General features: G+C 40.6%; 17 protein-coding genes. 12 read left to right on the top strand and 5 right to left on the bottom strand.

All coding sequences use genetic code 11. The features are described from left to right. The first annotated feature begins 200 nt into the window (after window positions 1-200). The 3 genes from thyX (at window position 201) to ANSO36C_RS07435 (ending at window position 2,202) form a co-directional block, all read left to right on the top strand. Window positions 201-923 carry an FAD-dependent thymidylate synthase gene (thyX, locus tag ANSO36C_RS07445; protein ID WP_251959014.1) on the top strand — a complete coding sequence of 241 codons (723 nt, stop codon included), beginning with the start codon at window positions 201-203 and terminating at the stop codon, window positions 921-923. A gap of 98 nt (window positions 924-1,021) precedes the next feature. Continuing rightward, the gene (locus ANSO36C_RS07440) at window positions 1,022-1,879 is read left to right on the top strand and encodes an Rpn family recombination-promoting nuclease/putative transposase (RefSeq protein WP_251959013.1); all 858 of its coding nucleotides are present in this window, start codon (window positions 1,022-1,024) and stop codon (window positions 1,877-1,879) included. A 35-nt stretch (window positions 1,880-1,914) separates the two neighbouring features. After that, window positions 1,915-2,202 (top strand): XisI protein, encoded by a 288-nt coding sequence (locus ANSO36C_RS07435; protein WP_251960274.1) that lies wholly within the window; start codon window positions 1,915-1,917, stop codon window positions 2,200-2,202. Between the two features lie 149 nt (window positions 2,203-2,351). Here ANSO36C_RS07435 and dcd read toward each other — a convergent pair whose 3' ends face one another. Together dcd and ANSO36C_RS07425 are read right to left on the bottom strand one after the other, a co-directional pair. Then, on the bottom strand, window positions 2,352-2,921 hold the full coding sequence (gene dcd / locus ANSO36C_RS07430; RefSeq protein WP_251960273.1) for a dCTP deaminase: 570 nt from the start codon (window positions 2,919-2,921) through the stop codon (window positions 2,352-2,354). Between the two features lie 86 nt (window positions 2,922-3,007). Then, a complete protein-coding gene (locus ANSO36C_RS07425; protein WP_251959012.1) occupies window positions 3,008-3,544 on the bottom strand; it encodes a P-loop NTPase family protein in 537 nt (178 codons plus the stop codon). A 344-nt stretch (window positions 3,545-3,888) separates the two neighbouring features. On the opposite strand from ANSO36C_RS07425, the gene ANSO36C_RS07420 reads away from it, so the two are divergent. The 8 genes from ANSO36C_RS07420 (at window position 3,889) to rnhA (ending at window position 17,659) form a co-directional block, all read left to right on the top strand. Then, on the top strand, window positions 3,889-4,512 hold the full coding sequence (locus tag ANSO36C_RS07420; protein ID WP_251959011.1) for an adenylate kinase family protein: 624 nt from the start codon (window positions 3,889-3,891) through the stop codon (window positions 4,510-4,512). Window positions 4,513-4,835: 323 nt separating this feature from the next. Next, entirely contained in the window at window positions 4,836-5,579 is a 744-nt protein-coding gene (gene rph, locus ANSO36C_RS07415; RefSeq protein WP_251959010.1) for a ribonuclease PH, read from the top strand. A 274-nt stretch (window positions 5,580-5,853) separates the two neighbouring features. Beyond that, the gene (pgl, locus tag ANSO36C_RS07410) at window positions 5,854-6,576 is read left to right on the top strand and encodes a 6-phosphogluconolactonase (protein WP_251959009.1); all 723 of its coding nucleotides are present in this window, start codon (window positions 5,854-5,856) and stop codon (window positions 6,574-6,576) included. Between the two features lie 302 nt (window positions 6,577-6,878). Beyond that, window positions 6,879-7,745, top strand: a complete 867-nt coding sequence (locus ANSO36C_RS07405; RefSeq protein WP_251959008.1) for an FHA domain-containing protein — start codon at window positions 6,879-6,881, stop codon at window positions 7,743-7,745. A gap of 626 nt (window positions 7,746-8,371) precedes the next feature. Continuing rightward, entirely contained in the window at window positions 8,372-9,676 is a 1,305-nt protein-coding gene (locus tag ANSO36C_RS07400) for an AAA family ATPase (protein ID WP_251959007.1), read from the top strand. Next, complete coding sequence (locus ANSO36C_RS07395; RefSeq protein ID WP_251959006.1) at window positions 9,673-15,711, top strand: WD40 domain-containing protein; 6,039 nt, start codon at window positions 9,673-9,675, stop codon at window positions 15,709-15,711. The genes ANSO36C_RS07400 and ANSO36C_RS07395 overlap by 4 nt, the downstream gene beginning before the upstream one ends. Window positions 15,712-15,795: 84 nt before the next feature. Next, window positions 15,796-16,539, top strand: coding sequence for a M50 family metallopeptidase (locus ANSO36C_RS07390; RefSeq protein ID WP_251959005.1), 744 nt, complete (start codon window positions 15,796-15,798; stop codon window positions 16,537-16,539). A 211-nt stretch (window positions 16,540-16,750) separates the two neighbouring features. Further along, complete coding sequence (gene rnhA, locus ANSO36C_RS07385; protein WP_251959004.1) at window positions 16,751-17,659, top strand: ribonuclease HI; 909 nt, start codon at window positions 16,751-16,753, stop codon at window positions 17,657-17,659. Window positions 17,660-17,765: 106 nt separating this feature from the next. Here rnhA and cruG read toward each other — a convergent pair whose 3' ends face one another. Together cruG and cruF are read right to left on the bottom strand one after the other, a co-directional pair. Next, complete coding sequence (cruG, locus tag ANSO36C_RS07380; protein WP_251959003.1) at window positions 17,766-18,962, bottom strand: 2'-O-glycosyltransferase CruG; 1,197 nt, start codon at window positions 18,960-18,962, stop codon at window positions 17,766-17,768. Window positions 18,963-19,099: 137 nt separating this feature from the next. Continuing rightward, entirely contained in the window at window positions 19,100-20,008 is a 909-nt protein-coding gene (gene cruF / locus ANSO36C_RS07375; RefSeq protein ID WP_251959002.1) for a gamma-carotene 1'-hydroxylase CruF, read from the bottom strand. 423 nt (window positions 20,009-20,431) lie between these two features. Between cruF and ANSO36C_RS07370 the strand changes: the two genes are divergently transcribed. Further along, on the top strand, window positions 20,432-20,878 hold the full coding sequence (locus ANSO36C_RS07370) for a hypothetical protein (protein ID WP_251959001.1): 447 nt from the start codon (window positions 20,432-20,434) through the stop codon (window positions 20,876-20,878). A 202-nt stretch (window positions 20,879-21,080) separates the two neighbouring features. Here the strand turns inward: ANSO36C_RS07370 and ANSO36C_RS07365 are convergent, their stop codons facing one another. Continuing rightward, a complete protein-coding gene (locus tag ANSO36C_RS07365; RefSeq protein WP_251960272.1) occupies window positions 21,081-21,854 on the bottom strand; it encodes an MlaE family lipid ABC transporter permease subunit in 774 nt (257 codons plus the stop codon). Window positions 21,855-22,094: the final 240 nt, after the last annotated feature.

Below are 22,094 nucleotides of genomic sequence, written 5' to 3'. Positions count from 1 at the left end.
GATTTTTCCCTGTCTTCTCTTTATGTAAACAACTGTAACAAAGTTATTAATATTTGTAAAGTATTTTAATCTGATTCAAGTAGAAGTCCAAGCCAGAGAAGAGATATGATGATGAATCGAGTTCAAAGCCATGTCTAAGCAACAGGCTCCGCTCCTTATTTATAAGCACTTTCAGTCACAAATTCATTCTTTAACAGATAATGCATCGATTTCGAGTAGAGGTTATTGCCAAAACACCAAACCCGCAACAGGTGATTTATGCTGCGATGCATCAAGACTATACTGATGGGTTCGTGTTTGATGAGCGCGACTCCTGGCCATCGGAGTCACAAAGCGGCGAAGTTATTGTTAAGCGACTTTTAGCAGGTGAAAGGGGACACTATGGGCCTCTAGAGCATCCCCAAATTGTTTTCAACTGTGGCTACTTTCCCCACAGTGTCATGCAGCAGGCTCGTACACATCGTGTCTCTGTATCCTTTGATGTACAATCTTTTAGGTACACAGGCAACCAATTTATTGATGTAGTAGAAGGGAAAAAAGACATAGAAGATGTTTTTTACTTACGTCCCGTTGGTTATTACACTGATAGACAAGGCAAAAAGTACCATTATTCACCAGAGCAACGAGCAGCAGATTTAGAGTGGTGTCTAGAAGCAGCTAAACGATATAAAGCGGATTTTGAGACTGGAATGTCTGAAGAACACGCAAGAGGTAAAGTACCTTTTGATTATCGCCAGCATTTTGTAGTTAGCTTCAATTTAAGGTCTTTCTTGCATTTTTGTGACTTAAGAAATAAAAAAGATGCTCAACTTGAAATTCAAAAGTTGTGTGAAATGATGTGGCCTCATTTTGAAGATTGGGCACCTGCGATCGCACAATGGTATGAAAAGCAGCGTCTAGGGAAGGCAAGGTTAGCACCTTAGATGCGAAACTTAACATAATTTGCGGCTAAGATATAGCGACGCGACTATCCTTAGATTTGTTGGTTTTGATTTAGGGCGATCGCGTCTATTTTTTTCTGATGAACAAAGCTGCCGATGTTAGTACTAAAAAATTAATCAGTCTTGCACCAAATAATTGGGCAAAATGGGTGACAGGAATTCCCGACATTGTGACAGGCGAAATCTTAAATACAGAATTCCAATGGATTAGCCGACAAAGCGATGTTGTAATTCAAGCTGAAAGTCCCCAATACGGGAAATTTCTCATCCTTAATGAGTTGCAATTACGCCACACATCAGAAATACCGCGTCGGATGCGTGCTTATGCTGCTCTTGCAGAAGAGAAATATAAACTACAAACGTACCCCGTACTGATTAACATTCTCAAAATCAGTAACAGTGAAATACCTACAAGCTTTGAATCAAATTTTATCGGGTTAAGAGCAATTCAAGATTACCGCGTGATCAATCTTTGGGAAGTTGACGTAAATATTGCTTTTGAGACACCGTTACCGTCGCTGCTTCCCTTTGTACCGATTCTTAAAGGCGGAGAAAACGAGTCTACAATTAGGGAAGCATTGCGAATGCTACGTGCTGATGAGCAATTAAATCAACTAGAGATAGTTCTGGCATTTTTTGCAACCTTTGTATTAGAAAATGCTTTAGTTCAGGAAATTATGAGGTGGGATATGACAGTCTTAAGAGAATCACCTTGGTATCAAGAAATTTTACGTGAGGGACAAGCGCGAGGACAAGCAGAAGGAGAAGCACGTGGAATAATCTCTAGTATCGAAACAACTTTAGAGGCAAAATTTGGCAGCGATGGTTTGGAGTTGATGTCGCAAATTTCCCAAATTTCTGACTTGGAGCAATTGAAAGGGATTTTACGGAGGATTGTTGTAGCAAATACAATTGAAGAGTTACAGAGTATTCTGTAGGACAAAGCTATCGCTCCAACTTTCGCTTAAGAGCTATTCATGCTCAGATTAAACCTGCCTATGGTGAAATCGAACGACAAACTATTTTTGATGTGCAGCAGGATCATTATCAAGTTGTGAATACGGGTTGGGAAAATCGCCGTCGAGTTTATGGCTGTTTAATTCATCTAGATATCCGAGATTGTAAGATTTGGATTCAGTATGATGGGACTGAGATTGGCGTGGCTAATGAATTAATAGAATATGGTATTCCTAAGCAAGATATAGTCCTGGCTTATCAGCCTCCTTATATGCGAAAGCTGACAGAATTTGCAGTGGGATAAAGCAAGCGATCGCACTCCAATTTGTGGGTATGATTTAGAGCGATCATCCTCAGATACCGTTAACGGAATAACTCTTGTAGAGATTTATTTTCAACCAATTATTTAAAACTCCCAAAGCTAAATTCAAGTTACTTTTTATTTTAAATTCCTTAGACTTTAGCTAGAGTTACAATCTCTAGCTGATCCTGATATTTACCCTGTCTTGCTTCATAACTAATAGCGCATGGTTCACCTTCTAAAAATAGTAGTTGCACCACGCCTTCGTTAGCGTAGATGCGACAGTCAGCGCTAGAAGAATTGGAAAATTCTAGAGTTAAATGACCCCGCCATGCAGCCTCAGCAGGCGTTAAATTTGCTATTATCCCACAACGTGCATAAGTACTTTTACCGATGCAAATCACAGTAATATTCTCAGGAACCTCCAGTTTTTCTAGAGCAACCCCAAGTCCATAACTGTGAGCAGGTAAAATAAAGTAACTGCCACTAGCATCTGTATGCAGTGCTGTTGGCTCCAGATTCTGGGGATTAAAGTTTTTAGGATCAACTACAGTTCCGGGAATGTGGCGAAAAATGCGGAACTCAGCCGAGGAAAGGCGTATGTCGTAGCCATAAGAAGATAAGCCGTAGCTAATTACAGGTTGAACCGCTACAGACTCATCTTTTTGCATTTTTCGGATTAAACTTGGCTCAAAGGGCGAAATTAGACCCTGTTGAGCCATTTCAGTAATCCAGATATCGTTTTTAATCACAACTTCACAGCTAATTCAAACGGAATTACTAGGATATCGTGAATTGAGTATTTTGTTTAAGGTCGATAACTCCGACGGATTTCTGTAATTTGGTCTGCTACATCAAGAAGAGATTTCGGCATCTCTGGCCCTGTGAGAATAATATCAACGTGGGGAGGGCGTTTTGCCAGAAACGCTAAAACTTCCGTTTCAGGAATTAAACCAAAGTTAATCGCTAAACTTAATTCATCTAACACTACGAGAGAATACTTGCTCTCACATACTACTTGTTGTGTATATTGCCACAGCTTTTGTAAAGCTTGATTTTCCGTATCGTCTAAATGCGGTGTATCGATGCAACGAGGCAAATCACAGCGAATCCAATCTAAATTTTGTCCTAATTGGATGGGTCGATCCTGTCCTTGGCGAATACCTCCTTTGAGGAACTGCACTATTAATACTGCCGTTCCTTGTCCAGCTATTCTAAGTGATTGAGCCATCACACTCGTAAAAAAGTTGCGATGAGAGCTAGTGAAAACTTGCACTAGTCCTTCAACTGGATATGGTAAGGAAACGGTTGAATTGATACTTTGAGTTTCTAACTGAGCAACCATAGAGTTAAGTTCAAAAAGATACAATAAGATACGAATTATTACGACGGCGAATCATTACAAATCTACCTGTATAATCAATCTGTTTTTCAGAGGTGTAGTGGATTTGGCAAATTGCATTCTTAGTCAAACACTAGGTTTGTACTGAAGTCAAGAGTTATTTTGAGTTAAATTTTCGTTTTTTCTCGGAAATGAGTTGTAAAAATGAAAACATAAGAGTTACAGTTCCAATTATTTAAAAAAGCTAGGCAGAACGTCTGAAAATCCCTAAATGTTAGATTTGTCGGTTGTTTGGGCAAAACAGACTTAGCAAGTAGTGAATTTGACAGGATGAGGAGTAAATTGTTGTGAGATTGGTGATTGTGGGAGGTTCAGGATCGGGGAAAAGCACTCAAGCACAAAGGCTTTGCAGATACTTTGATATTCCTTTGATTTCTACAGGTGAGATTTTAAGGTCAGCAATATCTGGCGATCAACCCCTGCCAGAATTTCGCTCCTTGGAAAGCGATCCCCGGACTTCTCTTTCGGTTTACGCTAGCCTGAGTGAACTAGGCTACCACGCAAAGCCTTATATGCAAAAAGGGGATTTAGTTCCAGACGAAATGATCATTGATTTGATCCGAATTCGCCTCAGACAACCAGATATTAACTGCGATTGGGTGTTAGAAGGCTATCCCCGTACTGCTTTCCAAGCTGAAGAATTAGATTTTTTATTGGATGATTTAGGGCAAAAGCTAGATTGGGCAATTTATCTCCAAGTCCCAGAAGCAGTAATGGTTAGCCGATCCTTGGGGCGATCGCTACCAGATGACCAACCAGAAATCGTCCAACGCCGTGTAGAATTATTCTATGATCGCACCATTCCCATCTTAGAATATTACGACCGTCGTCGCTGCTTATTGACCATCAACGGCGACCAGTCACCAGAAATGGTGCAGCAAAATATTTTGACTCTGCTTTCAGTTCCTTGAAGAGGGAAGAGGGAAGGGGGCAGGGAGAGAAAAAATAACTAATAATTTAGGACTTACGCACTGTACAAATTAATCATGATGTGGCTTAACGAAAATAGGTTGTTTCAGGATTTGATTAATTATCCTTTGATCGTAAATAGACCATGCTGTAGGGGTTTAGCAATGCTTTACCCTTACGAAAGATGTGGCTTTTCACGTTATACATATTTACTATTTCTTGTCAATGCGTAAATCCTATAATTAATGAATTAATGCCCAATGCCCAATGCCCAGTAACACTAAGATAATCTTAAGGCTGTATTGTAAAACTTGAGGCAACTCCAATGGCTTGGCAGCGTCCTGACGGTCGTCTTCCTTACGAACTACGTCCGATCAGCTTTTACCCCAATTTCACCCGTTTTGCCCCCGGTTCTGTTCTTGCAAGATGTGGTGATACTCAGGTACTTTGTACTGTTAGCGTTAATAAGGGAGTTCCGAAGTTTCTTGAAGGAACTGGTAAAGGTTGGCTAACTGCTGAGTACCGGATGCTACCATCTGCTACCCAAAAACGCCAAGAAAGGGAATTATTGAAATTATCTGGACGGACGCAAGAAATTCAACGTCTAATTGGACGTAGCTTACGCGCAGCAGTAGATTTTGAGGCACTGGGAGAACGCACGTTGACTGTCGATGCTGATGTGTTGCAAGCAGATGCCGGAACTCGGACAACAGCTATTACAGGCTCATTTGTGGCGTTGGCTCATGCGGTTTCTAAATTGTTGCAAGAGGGCGTGTTGGAGCGATCGCCTTTGTGTGGACAGGTAGCAGCAGTTTCCGTAGGATTACTGGAGGGAGAGCCATTTTTGGATCTAAATTATATCGAAGATGTGGCTGCAACAGTAGATTTTAATGTGGTGATGAATCAACATCAGGGAATCATTGAAGTCCAAGGAACAGCCGAAGAAGGCAGCTTTAGCCGCACTCAGTTGGATCAACTGTTAGATGTCGCCCAAAAAGGAATTCAGGAATTGTTAATCGCTCAACGTGAAGCGATCGCTGACTGGGAAGCGTTGTTTGTGATTAATTAGTTTTATTAATTTTTAATAAGAATTAATAAATGTATCCTTTGTGGCGTTAATCAACCAAGTATCAAGTAACTGTGTGTAAATAAAAATAATCATTCAAAGTGGCTAGTAGTTAGTACGACTGACTACTGACAACTTACCGTTGAACGTGATAAGGAACGTATACATTTTTTCAGCCTACCTAATCCACGATGTTAAATGTTTCAAAAGTTAAAAAGGAGGATTGTAATAAGTTCGGTATTGTATTGCCAGAAGCCAGCAATATGATGATGAAGCCATGAACAAAACCGTTGAAGTTCTACCGGATCAGCCGACGCTGGTTGGACGAGCGCTAGAATTAATTCTGTCAAAGTTAAATACTGCCATTGAGCAGCATGGACGGTTTACCATCGCCTTGTCTGGCGGCAGTACACCTAAACCGTTATACGAAGCAATCGCTACTCAAAAACTGCCTTGGGATAAAATTCATATATTCTGGGGGGATGAGCGTTATGTACCACCAGATCACCCCGATAGCAATGAACTGATGACGCGTCGTGCGTGGCTAGATCGCGTTGACATCCCAGCAGCTAACATTCACCCCGTACCAACTTTAGAAGCCAATCCAGAACTAGCTGCTGCGAAGTATGAACAACATCTAAAAGAATTTTTCAATTCTTCTGGGGTCGAGTTCCCCGCCTTAGATGTAGTATTACTAGGAATGGGTGATGACGCACATACTGCATCTTTGTTTCCCCACACAGAGGCTCTCAAAGTACGCGATCGCCTAGTTACCGTGGGTAACAAAGACGGAAACCCCAGGATAAGTTTCACATACCCCTTCATCAATTCTGCTCGTAGTGTGATTTTTCTAGTTGCTGGCGCTAACAAACGACCAGCTTTAGCGCAAGTCTTTGCACCTGTAGCCGATGACTTCACTTACCCGTCCCGCTTAATTCAGCCCCAAGGTGAACTTTGGTGGCTACTGGATGCAGCAGCAGGTTTGGAACTACAACATTGAGTAATGGGCATGGGGCCAAAGGAAGGGTACAGAAGAGAGTAATTTTCCCCCTGTTTCTCCCACATCCCCGTGTCCAATTCATTGTTCCATCAGCAGTAATTGCTAGAATCTAAAGCTAGGGCCGCCCTCTGCTTGCCAGTCCTACTACAATGTCTAAGTTAGTTTTGAGGGTTTGTAGTAAGCACTAAAGTGCTTAGAAAATAAGAACTAAAGTGCTTACTACAAACTTGCTTACCCATCAATTTAAACTTGACAGACTACTACCTATATCTATGATGATCTTGAACAAAGGCTAAATATCGATGATCGTCTGCCCTAATTGCAATCATCCCAACCCTGATGGCGCTGTCCAATGTGAAGCTTGCTATACACCCTTACCCGCAACTACTAATTGTCCCAGTTGTGGGGCAACTGTGCAGGCAGATGCTGCATTTTGCGGTCAATGTGGCTATAACCTTCACTCCGCAGGAGTTCCACACGTTCATAGCACAGTAGCTACAACAGTAACTCCTGATGTTCCTGTGGAAGTGCCAGCGTTAGTTCCACCCGATCCACTGTTAGAACTTTTACAACCAGATGCTTTGGGAATGAGTGAATCTACCCCCAGTTCATCTTTCCCACCAACAGAGGTGGCAGTTCCTCCAGAATCAGTGTCACAGATACCTGCTACACCAAGCAGCCCCCCAGAACCAGCGCCAACCGTGGTAGCTCAACCTGTAGTCTCTATACAAAGTATTCCTACTCCACCACCTTTGGAACCAGCGCCAGTCTCTGAAGTTGAAGTACCTGCGCCAGCAGCGCCAGCACCAACTGTAACTGCCGCCAGAACGCAATTGCAGCAGGTGATAGCGCGGTTAATCCACGTTCAAACCGATCGCCTAATTGAATTGCCGCAAAATCTCTCTGTGATTCATATCGGCAAGCCTAATGACCGGATTCCCCCAGATATAGACGTTTCAGGATTTCCTAATTCAGAAGTTGTCTCGCGGATTCATGCAGATATTCGCGTCGAGGGAGATGCTCATTATGTAGAGGATGTAGGAAGTTCTAATGGCACTTATATTAATAATTTGCCGCTTTTACCAGGGAACCGTCATCGTTTGCGACCAGGCGATCGCATCAGCTTGGGTAAAGGAGACTTAATGACATTCCTTTTTCAACTTGCTTAACTGATTATCGCTCAATTGTGACATCAGCCTAAGTATTTTCTGCCCATCCTCCAGCATCGCTTTTGGAGGAAAAACAAACTAACTGCATCAGACAAGCGACGGCTCACTATGTTGTTCTTTATAGCGCTATAGTTGACAGCCGTCGCTTCGAGGTGAAAATTTTTGCATTGTTCAACAATCCCATCACCTTAATGAGCAATTAATCAAGCAGAGAGAGTTTTACCGTATGCTGTAATCGCTCGACATATTAGCTATGGAACTCGCTCATGCCGTACCACTCCGTGGAAGCTACACGTAGCGTCTCCAAGATACGCTATCAGTCAGGGATTCAGACCCGCTACTGAATATGTTGTACCACCAAATTTTCTTGTTTTGTGGGAGTGCAAAAACACTGAATATTCATCCGCTTTTTCGGTCAGAATATCCAACTGAATTCTGACTCCTGACTCCTGAATTCCATTTGATAAAATAACAGGTATTTGACATATTTCACTACAAGTTTTTCTCAAACTTTTGTTATTTAAAATTTTATTACTGTATTACTTCATACTAAAATAATAACAGTCCATACCAAAAAAGTACTTTTTGTGTTTAATATTTCTAATGAATAACAAAAGGAAAGCGTTATGGCTTTAGACCCTATTAAGTTCTTTAACGCCTGTAATCCCAGTAAAACCCTAAAAATCGAGAATAGAGAAGACCAACAGTATTATATTGACTTCTCTTCAGTTCGTGGAGGCAATGTAATTCAACGCCTACGACGAACAATTATCAACCAACCGGATGAGTCAACTTGTCAACTGTTCACTGGACATATCGGTTGTGGCAAATCTACAGAACTATTCCGACTCAAAAATGAATTAGAACGGCAAGGTTTTCATGTGGTCTACTTTGAGTCTAGTGCTGATTTAGATATGGCAGATGTGGATGTCAGCGATATTTTGTTGGCAATCACTCGTCAAGTGAGTGCCAGTCTAGAGAAGGTTAACATCAGACTCAAACCAAGCTATTTTGTCAATTTGTTCAATGAAATTGCCGATTTCTTGCAGACACCGATACAACCAGAATTTGAATTTTCATTGCCTCTAGGAATTGGTAAAGTCACAGCGAAGACGAAAGATAGTCCTAAACTCCGCAGCCAACTGCGACAATACCTAGAACCCCGTACTAGTGGCATATTAGAAGCTATCAATGAACAGGTATTAGAACGTGCTAAGGAGGATCTCAAGGATCAAGGCTATAAGGGATTAGTGGTGATTGTTGATAATCTTGATCGCGTCGATATTTCTCCCAAAGCCTCCGGTCGTTCTCAGCCAGAGTATTTGTTTATTGATCGCGGTGAGCAGTTAAAAAAACTCAATTGTCATTTAGTCTACACAATTCCTTTAGTATTAATTTTCTCTAATGAATTAAGTACTCTGACAAATCGTTTCGGAGTCAAGCCTATAATCTTACCAATGGTAACAGTCAAGAACCGTGAAGGAAGCTATAACTCAGAAGGCATGAGGCTTTTGCGCCAAATGGTTCTCGCACGCGCCTTTCCTTGGCTGGATGAAGCAGAAAGGTTGAGCCGGATTTATGAGGTTTTTGACTCCGATGAAACCTTAGATCGTCTTTGTCGAGTTAGCGGTGGTCATGTGCGAAATCTGTTGGTGCTGCTTTACAGTTGTTTGCAAGAAGATGACCCTCCCATTCAGCAGGACTGTTTAGAAATGGTTATCCGTGAGTACCGAGATGACTTAGTTTCCGCAATTAGTGACAGTGAGTGGACGTTGCTGCTGCAAGTTCTGCAACAGCGAGACAATGTGAAAGGAGAGGACGAATACCAAATTCTGCTGCGAAGTATGTTTTTATTTGAATACCGGGATATGGACGGACGCTGGTTTGATATTAACCCAGCGATCGCAGAATCAAAAAAATTTCAGTTATGAATGACTCTTATCAACCTGAAGACATAATTATCTCTAACGAGCGCTCCCTGAAGAAATTGATTCGCTCAATCACGAATTCTCAGGGACACTTTACTTTGATTTTGGCACGCTGTAATTATCAGAGTTTGCGAGAGCAAATAGTGCAGCAGATAAAAGCAGAATGTCAAGTTGAAATTCGAGAGATACACCTATCAAAATCGATTAAGACACTTTACACCACAATTGAAGCCAACTTAGGAGATCAGTTACCCCAGGCTTTGATGATATTTGGTTTGGAATTAATAGAAGCTATTGATCAAGTTCTGATTTCTACAAATCAGGTAAGGGAGGAGTTTCGGAAAAATTTTCCTTTTCCAATAGTGATTTGGGTAAATGATGAAATCTTTCAAAAGCTGATTCGTCTCATACCTGACTTTAAAAGTTGGACAGGTAATTCTATTAAGTTTAAAACCACTACGAATGAGTTAGTGGAAAATCTCCGGCAAACTACCAGTTCTGTATTTGCTGCAATTCTCAACGTTGGTGCTGGTAAGTTTCTAGATAATGCCTCTTTAAATCTTGACTTCGCCGTCCTTAATTTGGGTGAAATCGAATTTGCTGTTAGGGATTTGCAAATATTTCAACAACATTTAGAGCCAGAGCTAGAAGCAAGTGTAAAATTTTTATTAGGTCGAGCGGCAGATGTCAGTGGTGATAAATCGACAGCACGAAATTACTATGAGCAGAGTTTAGCAGTTTGGGAACAGAAGGTAAAAGACCAGAAAAACATTTCATTTGATGATTTGAAGTGTTATGGATGTTTACTTTGGCATCTCGGTTTATGGTGGCGGCAGTTTGCGACTTTGCACATAGTAGAACATCACGAAGCTTACCTAAAAGCCAAAAACTATTTTCAAAAATGTGTTGAAGTATTTCAGCAGCATAACTACCCAGATTTAGCAGCAAAAGTTATTAACAATTGGGGAGAAGCTTTAACCAGATTAGAGGAGTGGAATGAGCTAGAAAATGTGGCATCAGTAGCTATTCAGCTACATCAGACTTACTCAGAGCCAATCAGATTGGCTTACAGCTACGGACTCATGGCTGAGGTAGAGCTAAAGAAGTCTCAGTGGGAAAAAGCTAAACAATACGTAGAATTAGCACTGCAAACAAATAATATATCTTCAACTAATACGAATACTTCACTAAGTCAAACTATTAATTGGGAGTGGGAAAAGAAATATTATCATAATTTATACTTACTATTAATAGCTGAAGCTCAAAAAAATCTTAATCAAGTTATAGAAGCGATCGCTAATTTAGAAACTGCTCGTACAGAGAGTAATCCTCAGCACGATCCGCTACTATATATTCGCATTTTGGCAACCCTGCGATCGATCTATTTTGAGCAAGGTAACTATTTAGAAGCATTCCAAGTGAAGTTAGAGCAACGCTCTATAGAACAACAATATGGCTTGCGGGCTTTCGTAGGTGCTGGACGCTTACAATCTAGGCTACAGGTAATTAATCCTGTATTAGCAAAAACTGAGCAAAAAGCCGCAGTTACTCAAGAAATTGCGGCTTCAGGAAGAATGCAGGATGTGAATCGATTAATTGAGCGAATTAGTCGCCATGACCATAAATTGACAGTAATTTATGGTCAATCAGGAGTGGGTAAAAGTTCACTGGTGCAAGCAGGGTTATTACCAGCTTTAAAACAAAGAGCAATAGATGCGCGTGACGTTGTGCCAGTTCTCTTACAAGTTTATACAGATTGGGCAAAAGTTTTAGGGAGTAGCTTTGTCGAATCATTAGAAGAAGTGAGGAGCTTAAGCTTGCCTCTATTCTTAGACTCAATGGCAGGTTTTATAGAAGAATTGAAGAAAAATATAGAGAAAGATTTATTAACAGTTCTGATTTTTGACCAGTTTGAAGAATTTTTCTTTGCTTATAAAGACCCAGCAACCAGAAAACCTTTCTTTGAGTTTATCAGCCATTGTTTGAATATTCCTTATGTAAAAATCATTCTGTCTTTACGAGAAGATTATCTGCATTATCTATTAGAGTGTAATCGATTAACACATTTAGATGTAATAGATAATAATATATTAGATAAAAAAATTCTTTACTACTTAGGTAACTTTTCGCCCCAAGATGCTCGCTCTGTTATTCAAAGCTTAACAGAAAGCTCTCAGCTTTATTTGGAACCACCGTTGATTGATGAGCTAGTACGAGATTTAGCGGGAGCTTTAAATGAGGTTCGCCCAATTGAGTTGCAAGTTGTAGGAGCGCAACTTCAAACTGATAAAATTACAACACTAGCCCAGTATCAAGAGTATGGCCCTAAAGAAAAATTAGTTGGGCGATTTTTAGAAGAGGTAGTTAGAGACTGTGGTGTAAATAATGAGCAATTTGCCAAATTGGTTTTGTATCTGCTCACTGATGAAAATAATACTCGTCCTCTCAAAACTCGTGCTGAACTAGAAGCAGATTTAGCATTAGAACCTACAAGATTGGATCTAATTTTAAAAATCTTGGTGAAATCAGGCTTGGTATTTCAAGTGCCAGGATTTCCGGCTGACCGATATCAATTGGTTCATGATTATCTAGTGCCATTTGTTCGTGAACAACAATCAGCTAGATTAATCGCTGAATTAGAAAAAGAAAGAGAACAACGCAAACTCACTGAAGCCAAACTCAATCAAGTCCTCAAACAGCAGCTAAAAACTGCTCGAAGACAGACTGTGACTTTAGTCGGACTCTTAACCGCAATCAGTGGTATCGCTACAGCCGCAATAGTTGCAGGAATCAATACTTACTTAACATCTTTAAGTAATTCTTCTGGAGAAGATTTAGGGATTGAGTTACTAGTATCAGCTATAAAAACAGGTAAAGAACTGAAAAAATTCTCAATCGTAGCAATACCTGAAGTTCGGCTAGGGGTTATTTCAAAACTGAGTCAGACAATTCAAAGTACTGAAGAAATTAATCGTATAGAAGGATATGAAAAAAACGTTACAGCCTTAAGCTTTAGCAATGATAGCAAAATGTTGGCTATAGCAAGCGAAGATGGGACGGTGAAAATTTGGAGTATCCCTGACGGTAGACTAATTCAAACATTGAAAGGTCACACAAAGAGTGTCACATCTGTCAGCTTCAGCGCTGATGGAAAAATGTTAGCTACAGCAAGTGAAGATGGGACAGCAAAAATTTGGAGTATTCCTGAAGGTAGACCAATTAAAACATTAAATGGTCACACAAAAAGTGTCACATTCGTAACTTTTAGTCCTTACGGTAAACTAATAGCGACCGCCAGTAAAGATAAAAAAGTCAAAATCTGGAATTTAGAAGGTAAACCAATTTGGACTTTGGGTGTCTATGGAGACAAAGGCGAAATTGTCAGTTTCAGCCCTAACAATGAGATGGTTGCTACAGGGGGTAGGAATGATACAGTTCAACTTTGGAACCTTGACCGAAAAAATCCTCAACCTCGTACTATTGATGACTACGGAACAGTTGGTATGAATTTTACCAAGGATAGTACAGCTATTAGTGTGGTCAGTAAAGATATAAAATTAAAAGTTTGGTCTACTATTGACCCTAGTCTACGCATTAAAAGTAATGAATATTGTCAAACGCAAATGGATGGAAATGTTTTAAGTATTGGCTCTGATGGAAAGTCATGGGGGATAGTTGGAAAGAATGAGGACGAAAAAGTTTTAACAGTAGTAATGCCAGACGAAAATGATTGTGATCCAAGACAAAGATTTAAACATAATGATAGCATTATTAATGCCAGCTTTAGCCCTGACGGTAAGCTAGTAGTCGCAGTCAGTAAAGATAGAGTTGTGAGGCTTTGGAATATTAAATATAAACGTCCGACCTTCACTACAAAAAGTCGAAAGACAATAAATAAGATTATATTTAGTTTTGATGGTCAAATTGCTGCTCTGGGTATTGATAATAATACGATTGAACTTCAAGATCGTAAAGGCAATTTGATTTCACCTACCCTATTAGGAGATAGTTCAATTCTTAGTTTTAGTCACGATAATCAAACTCTTGCCACTGGTAGCCCTGACGATTTATTAAAGCTTTGGAAACTTGACAGCAACCAAGAAATTCCTTTAAAAGGTAGTAGAAATGATATCACTAGTATTAACTTCAGTCCTGATGGTAAGTTGATTGCTGCGGCTAGTGCGGATAATTCAATTAGACTCTGGCTAAATAATGGTGCTCTAATCAAGACCTTGCTAGGACACACTAAAAAAGTTACTAATATTACCTTCAGTCCAGATAGCAATATGCTTGCAACTATCGGTGATGACAATGTAGTAAAACTCTACAAAAAGGATGGTAGTTTAATTAAGACCTTGCCAGGACACACTGAAAAAATTAGTAATGTCGAATTTAGTCCAGATAGCAAGATGTTTGCAACTATCGGCGATGACAATGTAGTAAAACTCTACAAAAAGGATGGTAGTTTAATTAATATCTTGCAAGGACACAATGAAAAAGTTACTAATGTCGAATTTAGTCCAGATAGTAGTAAGCTTATATCCGTTAGTTTTATAAATGGTGAGATAAAAATTTGGCGTAGTAGTGATGGCGAACTTCAGAAATCTTTTGAGTATTACAGTATAAATAGTGCCAATTTTAGCCCTGAAGGTAATTTCATTACTTCGATTAATGCAGACAAAACTATAAAATTATGGAGTCTCAATGGAGAATTACTTGCAACCCTCAAAGGTCATAGTGCCGAAATCACAAAGGTAAATTTTAGTCGTGATGAAACGAAGATAGCTACTAGTAGTGCTGACAGTACCGTAAAGCTTTGGGATGTAAAAAAGTTGTTAGCTATAAAGAATAAATATGTACCCACAACTTTAAGGGAACATACTAAAGGAGTTAACGATGTCAGCTTTAGTCATGATGGCAAGTTAGTTGCTTCTGCAAGTGCTGACAATACTGTAAAACTCTGGCGTAGCGACAGCGATAATGAAAAACCTATCCGAACCTTACAAGGATTTAGTGATGGAGTTAACGATGATATTGGTATTAATACAGTCAGTTTTAGTTCTGACGACAAAATCATCACTAGTGTTAGCTTCAAATATAATGAAGATTATCGTTGTAAATATTTTGTAAATTTTTGGAACCTTGATGGCACATTACTAAAAACTATTCCAGGCCACGTTAATTTTTCATATTGCAGCAATAACAATATAGATTCTGTTATTGGCTTTAATCCTAATACAAAGACCGTTGCATTTATTAGTAAAGATGAGAGTTTACAACTCTGGGATATTAAAGGTAAACATTTAGCATCATTACCTGGTCATACTAACTCGGTTAATAGTGTTACATTTAGCCCTGATGATAAAATTATTGCTTCTGCTAGTGACGACAAAACTGTAAGACTTTGGGATAGGAATGGTAAGTTACCGAGAAAAATCCTAGCACATAGCGATAAAGTTAATAGTGTAAGTTTCAGTTCTGATGGCAAAATCATAGCTTCTGCTAGTAACGACAAAAAAATCAACTTATGGAACGTTAATGATGGTACGCCACACCAACTCGCCAATCCCATCGATAGCATTAGTGATACAGTTGCAAGTGTAGTTTTTAGCCCTGATAAAGATGCGATCGCTTTTATCAGTGGTACGACTATTAAGTTCGGAAGTCTTAATGGTAAATCCAGAGAAACTATCAACAACGAAACTTCAAATAATTCTAATATTTTGAGTTTCAGCGATGATGGCAAAAAACTTGCCGTCGGTAATTCTCAGGATAATATAATAAATTTACATCTTCTTGATGGTATTTGGCAGAAAAATGTTTCACTGTATCCTATTAATGCATTCTCAGGTATTCCATTTAACCTGGGTGGAGAAACGATTCGTGTTAATAACAATGAGGGAACACTATTACTTAATACAGACTTAGATGATTTAATCCAACGTGCTTGTGCCATAGCATCTGGTTATCTTAAAAATAACCCCAACGTTCCAAATGGTGATAAAAACCTCTGTGACGGCTATACTAAAAACAACTGATCGCTGGGCTTTTGCCTGGGCAAAAGAAATTTCCAGAAAATCTAAAATCTAAAATATAAATATAAATATAAAATAGAGTGACCTATGAGGGAACCAAGCAGAAATTTTGAACCCTTGCTTACCAAAGAAGCCCCGCCAGTTGTTGAACGCATGGGGTTAACCTGGCTAGTTGCAGCAGCGATCGCAACTGCTTTACTGTGGCAAGTACCAGGAGGGGATTATATCTTATACCCATTTACAATCCTGGCAACTTGGTTTCATGAAATGGGTCACGGCTTAATGGCGCTCCTATTAGGGGGACAGTTTCAGAAATTGCAGATTTTTAGCAATGGTTCCGGTGTTGCAACCTATGGCATCCGGTCGTCAGTGGGGCCAATTGGGCTGGGAATAATCGCCGCAGCAGGGCCAATGGGGCCGCCTCTTGCGGGCGCAGCTTTAATTCTGGCTTCCCGCAGTTTTACAGCAGCAACCCTCTGTTTAAAAATATTAGGGAGTTTTTTGCTATTTTCCACATTAATTTGGGTACGCTCCTCGTTTGGATTGGTGGCAATTCCCTTACTGGGTTTAATGATCTTAGGTATTGCCCTGAAAGCCCCTCGTTGGGCACAAGGGTTTGTCATTCAATTTCTAGGCGTACAAGCTTGTGTAAGTACGTACCATCAACTTGATTATCTATTTAGTCAGTCTGCTGGCCTCCTTGGAATCTCTGATACAGCGCAAATGCAGCGATATTTGCTTTTACCTTACTGGTTTTGGGGTGGGTTAATGGCGATCGCATCTCTGGTGATTTTAATCCAAAGTCTTCGCGTTGCCTATCGTTCGGAGTAATGAGTAACGCCATCAAAAGTAGAAACCTTTAGCTCAGGCAAAGCCAGCTAGAGCTAGTTGATGATTGCCAGTCTTAGAGATTGCTATTTGTGCAAGGAATTCTAGAACTAAAGGAAAAATTTATCAGTATAATAATAGCCTGGATATTCTTAAAAAAATTCGCCGCTAATAACTCTTTCTTTAGCGTCCTTCGCGGTTCGATACCCTAACCATGTCCACCCAACCCACAATTCAAAGCATATACACCGATGGTGCTTGCACTGGTAATCCTGGCCCTGGCGGTTGGGGTGTAGTCGTCTACTTCAGCGATGGCTCAATCCACGAAATGGGCGATGCATCCCCTCATACCACCAATAATAAAATGGAGATGCAAGCTGCGATCGCCGCCCTAAAATTTTTGGAAACATCTCAACAAGCCCAACCCATAACCCTTCATACCGATAGCGAATACCTGATTAACTGCGTTACTAAATGGGTGAAAGGCTGGAAAAAGAAAGGCTGGAAAAAGTCAGATGGTAAACCCGTTCAAAACCAAGACCTTTTAGAAATTTTAGATGAACTCAATACTCAACAAGTAAAATGGCAACATGTCCGGGGACATTCTGGTAACATAGGTAACGAACGTTGTGATGTGATCGCTCGCACTTATGCCAGTGGCAAAACCCCTTCCTTACAACAATTATCTTCCACAAATTTTTACAAATCTTTACCTACTACAAATGAACTAAATGTAGCAAAAGTAGCTGATTATGAGAAAAACTCTAGAATAACTAACCAAAGTCCGCAAGAAATCAGTACTTCTGCACCAGAAATAACCGTTATGGAACCATCAACTGGGCCAACTGCGGCCGTAACCGATGAAAAACCGCCAGAAATGAGGGTTTCGCAACTCCGCAGCTTGGTCGAAACTCTGCGTATAGCTGACGAAATTTCTGAAAAAGGCTACTTAATCACTAGTTCTGAGTTAGCAGACTTGATGGATGTCCACGCCAGCGCTGTCACCAGTCGTGGAGATCAATGGCGCTGGCGAAACTGGATAGTGTCACGGGTACGCCGTGAAGGAAATCAAATTCTTTGGGAATTGGAACGCGGGGATCAAGTAGGGGGGGAAGAGGAGTAGGGGAGGCAGGTGAGACAAGGGGACTTAAGTCAGAACTTCCAACAAGTATTTCTCCTTGCCCCCAAGTCCTCTTTTCCATGCCCAATGCCCAATTCCCAATGCCCCACTATGTATACTTGCGTCCTCGCCACTCGCGTGGGGTGCGGAACGCAGATAAGAAGATTCGCAGCACAGCTAAGGGATCAGCCAAAGGGGAAAGCCAGAACAACCAGCCGCCTTTAGCGTTTGTGCGATCATAAGAGGGTGCGATCGCTATCAGCATAGCAAAGCGAATCACCACCAGGAATAAATTTAGTCCCAGCAGCAGGAGTGAGGGAGTGGGCGAATCTGAAAGTGGAGGAGAAATCAACAAAAAAGTGAGGACTATTAAAAGGGGTAAACCTTGAACAGATGTGAGTAGCCATAAATCTCCCCACAACTGAGAACGAGAAGTTGCATCTTTCAAGTCAAGACTCCGCCCCCATTCCTTCCACGTATCCATCGCTCCTTCATACATCCGTACCTTCAGCACCTTTGCACCGTCTAAAAAGCCCACCTTATACCCTTGGATAGCAATATTCCGTGCCAAAGTGACATCATCACAAAAAGAACTCTTCGCACTGCTGTAACCACCCACAGCAGCTAAAACAGAGCGACGACACAAAAAACACTGCCCATTTGCCATCACCCGTTCTGGCTGCTCTGTATTGATCCCCGCTGGGTCAAATCGGTAAAGCAGAGTCATTAACAAAGCAGGTTGTAGCCAGCACTCTCCTGGATATTTAAGGATAAACTGGGGTGAAAGAGAAACGAGGTCATAGCCTTGTGCTTCGGCCGTCTTCACCAAACCAGCAACTAAACCAGGATGTGGTTGGATATCAGCATCCAGCCCCAGAAACCACTGACTAGCCTCTGAGCTATATAGAAAACCATTATGCAACGCCCAAGGACGACCCACCCAACCAGAGGGCAACGGATCATCTGTCATCAAGCGAAAGCGCGGATCTTTCTGTTGTGAGGCTTTTACCAAGTCTGGCGTACCATCACTAGACTTACTGTCTACGACCATAATTTCCCGAACTTCATAGCTTTGCTGACTTAAACCAGCCAACAAAGGGCTAATGCGAAGCGCCTCGTTTAATGTGGGAACTATGACACTAACCCTACCTAAAAGCTCAGGTGTAGGCTGTTGGGGTTCTATTGGAGGATGGCGTCTTGGCCCCTTTAACAAACGCGAAAACAGAATCGCCGTTGCTGGTACTTGTATAAGTAGCAATAAAAGGGAGATAGCGCTTTCTACTATCAAAGCGTTGTCATTAGTCATTAGTCATTGGGCATTGGGCATTGGGCATTGGGCATTGGGCATTGGGCATTGGGCATTGGGCATTGGGCATTGGGCATTGGGCATTGGGTATGGGTTATTCTCCTTGTCTCCCAGTACCAAGTCTCTAACTTATCAGCTTATTTCAAGGCAACTTCAACCTTCGCTACTGACACTTCTTTGCTTACTGGTTCAACAGCAACTTCAGAGGGTGTGGTTGAACTCCTTAACCACAACACCACGGCAGGAGTCACACCTAGCGATAAGCCGAGTAACACAGGAATGGAAAACCCAGCGGCCAAGCTGAGTCCGGCGGCGAAGGCAAAGTTAGTTAAATAAACTACTAAAGGCAGATTGAGTTGCGATCGCTCTAATTTAATTGAGGTATTTCTCCACAATAATCCTGCCACACTCATAAACAGTGCGCTAGTACCAAACCAACCTGCATAGTTCTGGTAAGGTGTTCCAAAGAAAGCTCCTGGTTGTTCCCAATACCAAAAGGGCAGAGAAGTTTGGCTCATAGCTGGTTCAAGGGCAAAGTCCCAGCAAGTGAAGAGTAAAGCACCAATGGCTATAGCAGCAATATGGCGCCCCCAACTGGGTTTTTGAGCCACTTTCAAACCAGTTCTTGCAATTAAGTAAGACGACAGCCCAACATAAAACCAAGATAAAGGAATTGTGAAAGGAACTAGCCCTGCAATCTTATAGCCCAAGCCACTCAAGTAACTATAATCACCAAATGGAAAACCTGTACTAGTTCCTAGTAGCTCACTTCCCAAAGAGATAAACATAGCTGGCAGCATAAATGCTAGCCAAGTTCCTAATCCTAACGTCCGGTAAGCATAAATAGAGACAGCTACTGTCCCCAATATAATATCAACTACACCGCCACCAGCCATACTCAACTGTATGGCAGTTTCTCCAACCTGCGATAAGTTTAAAATTATTTGCGAATTAGGAACGACCAGTAGCATCCCTACTAGTCCAAAAGCTTTTGACACGATATGACCAATGAGGCATACGCGTTCAGCAATAACAAGTTGTCTCATGATAATTCCTTAACAATATATGACACGCGGCTACTCGGCTGCTAATAGTTTACAAATGTTTAACAATATTATTAACTACTTTCTACCGCAATTCTTGACAAACTTGTTTGGCTTTCTTTGGAGGAGCATAACAGCCTATTGATTGAAGCTATAAGAAATATGATGATAGACTTACCAGTCTAAGCCATATAGTCAAAATCTACATAATTTTATCGGCAAGAACTTTTAGTTTCTTGTTTCACTGATACCCATACGGTCAAAAGCCCCTTTTATCGCAATTCTCATTTGAATGAGTATTGGGTATAGTAGCACATCTGTGCTGGTGTATCCCACCCTATGAGAATCTATGTTTATCTGTGTTAATTTTTTTACGTATCTTACTTGTGCAATCAGACCTTTATCCTGTACTAGGAATATCAACCCATGTCAATTTTTAAAAGAGTTCCTTGGGTGTCTCTGGCGCTAGTACTGCTTAGTTACAGTACTTTAGGCTGGGTAATATCTGAAACACGCGCTCCTCTATTTGTGTGGGTGGCAACTGTAATTGCTATCTTGATTTTAATGGTAACGTTGACTGCTCCTTGGCCGAAAATGACATACTACTACAGTATTTTGCTTCAATCAAATACGAGGTCTTTCGGTGTTGCCGTCTTAGCAGCTTTCTTGTTCTTTATCATGATTGCTTGGTTTCGGGTATTTCTTGATACCTTACTCATAGTTTCAGCGACTATATTAGTCAGGATAGATTTTCAAAGAGCGGGTCTTAGGGAAGGGTTAGCCTTTTATACTACGTCTATCTTTTCATTGGGAGGTTTAGCTTTAGGTGCGCTAATCTACAAGTTAATATATTCCCAAATTCCGATAACGTGATGAATTATACGCGAAAAAGCTAGCGGTTCACAGACTCGTTAACGTAATTTGTAATTAAAAACTGTTGCAGATTCTTATTTAGACCTCGAATTAAATAAAGCTACGTGAGTGCGCCTCCAAAAGTTTGGGAATTAAACCCAAAAATTGCGAATTACATAGCTTGTTTCTCGTCAGAGGTAAGTATTACAAATTAGTAACTAGTTCAAAATGTAGGCTGTTCAAGCAACAGTAGAGAGAGGAAAAAATCTATGATAAAAATTGACACCCAACTAATAACAACTGCTTTTGTTGCAGATTCTCCTACTTCTTTTGCTCCGCCTTTTGTAGTTAACCCCCAACTACAGCCAATGATAGCAACCAGTACTCCAAAAATAAACCCTTTTAACAAAATAATAAACAAATCTGATGGCTCTAAAAAATTTCTGACTGATTCTAAAAATGTTTCGGGAAGAATTTGGTAAAATTTTGATGCTGCAAAGACTCCACCGATGATGCCTGTAACTAAAGCCAAAATCGTCATCAAAGGTACCATCAAACAACAAGCAATTACTCTAGGAAGTACTAGATAATCAATTGGATCAGTTTTGAGCATATAAAGTGCGTCAATTTGCTCGGTGACTTGCATTGCACCTATTTCTGCTGCAAAAGCGGAACCAACTTGTCCTGCCATAATACTAGCGGTCAAAATTGGAGCCAATTCTCTACAAAAAGCTAGGGCAAAAGCACCTCCTACAGCATTTTCAGCCCCGAATCGTATTAATTCCCTCGCTGTTTGAATGGTAAAAATCATTCCTGCAAAACCGTTCACAAGCAGAACTGGAGAAATAGAACCTGGCCCAGAGGTAACGAGATGTTGTAGGATCTTGCGATAGTAAGTTTTTCCTTGGAGGAAATGTAGCCACACTTGACCAAAGAGTAATATTGCTGCAAAACAGCGTACAATCCAAGATTTATCAAATTTATTTTTGGTTGCAATTTTTATCGCCCTTACAACTGACTTTTTTTGCACATATTTTGTTATATCAATTCTCCAAAATAAGACTACAGATACAAATGGTGGAAATCCATCGAGATGTAATCTTAATTTCTCATTACGCAGACGCGCAAAGGCGGCTTATCGCAGGATATTACGAATTGGTATTAGGGTATGGTACATGAACAGATGCACTAAATGTTTACCTTTAAAGTCGAAAAGGTATTTGGGTATGGTTCAATT

The sequence above is a fragment of the Nostoc cf. commune SO-36 genome (genome assembly GCF_023734775.1).
Classification (GTDB): Bacteria; Cyanobacteriota; Cyanobacteriia; order Cyanobacteriales; family Nostocaceae; genus Nostoc; species Nostoc commune_A.
Note: the sequence above shows the minus strand (reverse complement) of the source record. Positions and strands in the feature narration are given on the sequence as shown.

Excerpts from the sequence above, each read along its gene's own strand:
- thyX (WP_251959014.1), top strand. The coding sequence starts at position 201 with ATGCATCGATTTCGAGTAGAGGTTATTGCCAAAACACCAAACCCGCAA.
- ANSO36C_RS07440 (WP_251959013.1), top strand. The coding sequence starts at position 1,022 with ATGAACAAAGCTGCCGATGTTAGTACTAAAAAATTAATCAGTCTTGCA.
- dcd (WP_251960273.1), bottom strand. The coding sequence starts at position 2,921 with ATGGCTCAACAGGGTCTAATTTCGCCCTTTGAGCCAAGTTTAATCCGA.
- ANSO36C_RS07425 (WP_251959012.1), bottom strand. The coding sequence starts at position 3,544 with ATGGTTGCTCAGTTAGAAACTCAAAGTATCAATTCAACCGTTTCCTTA.
- rph (WP_251959010.1), top strand. The coding sequence starts at position 4,836 with ATGGCTTGGCAGCGTCCTGACGGTCGTCTTCCTTACGAACTACGTCCG.
- pgl (WP_251959009.1), top strand. The coding sequence starts at position 5,854 with ATGAACAAAACCGTTGAAGTTCTACCGGATCAGCCGACGCTGGTTGGA.
- ANSO36C_RS07405 (WP_251959008.1), top strand. The coding sequence starts at position 6,879 with ATGATCGTCTGCCCTAATTGCAATCATCCCAACCCTGATGGCGCTGTC.
- ANSO36C_RS07400 (WP_251959007.1), top strand. The coding sequence starts at position 8,372 with ATGGCTTTAGACCCTATTAAGTTCTTTAACGCCTGTAATCCCAGTAAA.
- ANSO36C_RS07395 (WP_251959006.1), top strand. The coding sequence starts at position 9,673 with ATGAATGACTCTTATCAACCTGAAGACATAATTATCTCTAACGAGCGC.
- ANSO36C_RS07390 (WP_251959005.1), top strand. The coding sequence starts at position 15,796 with ATGAGGGAACCAAGCAGAAATTTTGAACCCTTGCTTACCAAAGAAGCC.
- rnhA (WP_251959004.1), top strand. The coding sequence starts at position 16,751 with ATGTCCACCCAACCCACAATTCAAAGCATATACACCGATGGTGCTTGC.
- cruG (WP_251959003.1), bottom strand. The coding sequence starts at position 18,962 with ATGACTAATGACAACGCTTTGATAGTAGAAAGCGCTATCTCCCTTTTA.
- cruF (WP_251959002.1), bottom strand. The coding sequence starts at position 20,008 with ATGAGACAACTTGTTATTGCTGAACGCGTATGCCTCATTGGTCATATC.
- ANSO36C_RS07370 (WP_251959001.1), top strand. The coding sequence starts at position 20,432 with ATGTCAATTTTTAAAAGAGTTCCTTGGGTGTCTCTGGCGCTAGTACTG.